Source organism: Flavimaricola marinus, from assembly GCF_900184895.1.
In the GTDB taxonomy this organism is placed as follows: Bacteria; Pseudomonadota; Alphaproteobacteria; order Rhodobacterales; family Rhodobacteraceae; genus Flavimaricola; species Flavimaricola marinus.
The window spans coordinates 2,501-5,821 of record NZ_FXZK01000033.1 but is presented as its reverse complement, the minus strand read 5'-3'; the positions used below and the strand labels follow the sequence as shown (position 1 = coordinate 5,821).

The following is a 3,321-nucleotide window of genomic DNA, read 5'->3' as shown; positions in this document are numbered from 1 at the left end:
TGGTTGCGGGAGCAGGATTTGAACCTGCGACCTTCAGGTTATGAGCCTGACGAGCTACCGGGCTGCTCCATCCCGCGACAGGATGTCATCGATAGAGAGAATAACAGAGCTTATTTTGCTCTGAACGCGTTTTACTAGGTCTGGCAGTGACTTACTCTCCCACGTCTTAAGACGCAGTACCATCAGCGCAACGGCACTTAACTGCCGAGTTCGGGATGGGATCGGGTGTTTTGCTCGCGCTATTACCACCAGACCGAGAAAAACGCGTTTTCCAAGCCAAGACATTTCTTCGTCTTGGTGTGTACGACTTTGATCATGGGTGTTTGTCTCCAAACGCCTTGTAACAGTCTTGCTGTTACTGGATCAAATCAAGCCTATCGAGCAATTAGTACCAGTCAACTGAACGCATCGCTGCGCTTACATCTCTGGCCTATCGACGAGGTGGTCTACCTCGGCTCTCAGGGATACCTTGTTTTGAGGGGGGCTTCCCGCTTAGATGCCTTCAGCGGTTATCCTTTCCGATCATAGCTACCCAGCACTGCCGTTGGCACGACAACTGGTCCACCAGTGGATCGTTCACCCCGGTCCTCTCGTACTAGGGGCAACTCCTCTCAAGTATCCTACACCCACGGAAGATAGGGACCGAACTGTCTCACGACGTTCTAAACCCAGCTCACGTACCTCTTTAAATGGCGAACAGCCATACCCTTGGGACCTGCTCCAGCCCCAGGATGAGATGAGCCGACATCGAGGTGCCAAACGGTGCCGTCGATATGGACTCTTGGGCACCATCAGCCTGTTATCCCCAGCGTACCTTTTATCCGTTGAGCGATGGCCCTTCCACTCGGGACCACCGGATCACTATGGCCGTCTTTCGACTCTGCTCGACTTGTCAGTCTCGCAGTCAGGCTGGCTTATGCCATTGCACTCAACGAGCGATTTCCGACCGCTCTGAGCCAACCTTCGCGCGCCTCCGTTACTGTTTGGGAGGCGACCGCCCCAGTCAAACTACCCACCACACAGGGTCCCGGATCCGGATAACGGACCGCGGTTAGACATCAAGCAATGCAAGGGTGGTATCTCAAGGGAGGCTCCACAGAGACTGGCGTCCCTGCTTCAAAGCCTACCACCTATCCTGCACATGCATGGCCTGATGCCAGTGTGAAGCTGTAGTAAAGGTGCATGGGGTCTTTCCGTCTAACCGCGGGAAGCCGGCATCTTGACCGGCAATTCAATTTCGCTGAGTCTATGTTGGAGACAGCGGGGAAGTCGTTACGCCATTCGTGCAGGTCGGAACTTACCCGACAAGGAATTTCGCTACCTTAGGACCGTTATAGTTACGGCCGCCGTTTACCTGGGCTTCAATTCGGAGCTTGCACTCCTCCTTTTAACCTTCAGGCACCGGGCAGGCGTCAGACCCTATACGTCGTCTTGCGACTTCGCAGAGCCCTGTGTTTTTAGTAAACAGTCGCCACCCCCTGGTTTGTGCCCCCGGCCAAAACTTGCGTTCTAACCGGGCCTCCTTCTCGCGAACTTACGGAGGTATTTTGCCGAGTTCCTTCAACATAGTTCTCTCAAGCGCCTTGGTATTCTCTACCAGTCCACCTGTGTCGGTTTAGGGTACGATCTTGCGATGGAGCTATTTCCAGGAACCTCTCAGCAGCCCATTCAATCCGATAAGGATGAACTACCTTCGAGATCCGTCACTTCCATCTGGCCCAGGAATATTAACCTGGTTCCCATCGACTACGCCTTTCGGCCTCGCCTTAGGGGTCGGCTTACCCTGCTCAGATTAGCTTTAAGCAGGAACCCTTGGACTTTCGGCGAGGGAGTCTCTCACTCCCTTTGTCGCTACTCATGTCATCATTCTCACTAGTGATCTCTCCACCGGATCCCTCACAGGCCGGCTTCACAGAAAATCTCGCGTCTCCTGAACGGGCGAACCCGCTGAAGAGACATGAGATTATGTCACACTACGCTCTGCTACCACGTGGATTGCTCCACATCCTAAGCTTCGGCTCATGGCTTGAGCCCCGTTACATCTTCGCCGCAGGACAACTTATTTAGACCAGTGAGCTGTTACGCTATCTTTAAAGGATGGCTGCTTCTAAGCCAACCTCCTGGTTGTTTTGGTCGTCCCACCTGCTTTCCCACTTAGCCATGAATTAGGGGCCTTAGCTGTAGGTCAGGGTTGTTTCCCTCTCCACAACGGACGTTAGCACCCGCTGTGTGTCTGCCATCTAGTGCTCCTCGGTATTCGGAGTTTGGTTAGGATCAGTAAGCCTGTGGGGCCCCATTACCCATCCAGTGCTCTACCCCCGAGGGCATACGGATGACGCTCTACCTAAATAGATTTCGCAGAGAACCAGCTATCTCCGAGTTTGATTGGCCTTTCACCCCTAGGCACACCTCATCCCGACCTTTTTCAACAGGTGTGGGTTCGGACCTCCAGTAAGTGTTACCTTACCTTCATCCTGGACATGCCTAGATCACTCGGTTTCGGGTCTGATCCATCTAACTCATGCGCCCTATTAAGACTCGCTTTCGCTGCGCCTACACCTAACGGCTTAAGCTTGCTAGATAGACCAAGTCGATGACCCATTATACAAAAGGTACGCTGTCAGGCCGCAAGGGCCCTCCAACTGATTGTAGGCGTTCGGTTTCAGGTACTGTTTCACTCCCCTCGTCGGGGTGCTTTTCACCTTTCCCTCACGGTACTGGTTCGCTATCGGTCAGTAAGGAGTACTTAGCCTTCGAAGGTGGTCCTCCGATGTTCAGACAGGATTTCACGTGTCCCGCCCTACTTAATACGTCGAATTGAGCTTCATATACGGGACTGTCACCCACTATGGTGTAGCTTTCCAGCTACTTCTATTCACTCTCATCGCTCGGCTGGTCCCCGTTCGCTCGCCGCTACTAGGGGAGTATCTATTGATTTCCTTTCCTCCGGGTACTTAGATGTTTCAGTTCCCCGGGTTTGCCTTTTTAAGCCTATATATTCAGCCTAAAAATACCTGGTTTACCGCATTATTAGCTGCCCCGAAGAGCAATAATAACACAGTATCAGGTGGGTTGCCCCATTCGGAAATTCATGGATCAAAGCTTATTCTCAGCTCCCCATGACTTATCGCAGAGTATCACGTCCTTCATCGCCTCTTACTGCCAAGGCATCCACCAAACGCCCTTTTCGCGCTTGATTTGATCCAGAAAGAGCAAGGCTCTAACTGCGATCGACGGTCCTTTTGTTCGCCGCCGATCTTGAATCAAAAGTCATACTTTTTCCCACCTCAGCCGCTGGTTCGGCAACTGAGGCATGTTGCA

The 3,321-nt window shown here is 52.6% G+C and carries 1 tRNA gene and 2 rRNA genes; all 3 read right to left on the bottom strand.

The features are described 5' to 3' along the window. The 3 genes from LOM8899_RS22745 to LOM8899_RS22735 all read right to left on the bottom strand — a co-directional run bounded on the left by LOM8899_RS22745 (nt 1) and on the right by LOM8899_RS22735 (nt 3,199). A tRNA-Met gene (locus LOM8899_RS22745) sits at nt 1-77 on the bottom strand. 61 nt (nt 78-138) lie between these two features. Then, nucleotides 139-253: ribosomal RNA gene (rrf, locus tag LOM8899_RS22740) — 5S ribosomal RNA — on the bottom strand. A 111-nt stretch (nt 254-364) separates the two neighbouring features. Continuing rightward, nucleotides 365-3,199, bottom strand: a 23S ribosomal RNA gene (locus LOM8899_RS22735). Between the last annotated feature and the right edge of the window lie 122 nt (nt 3,200-3,321).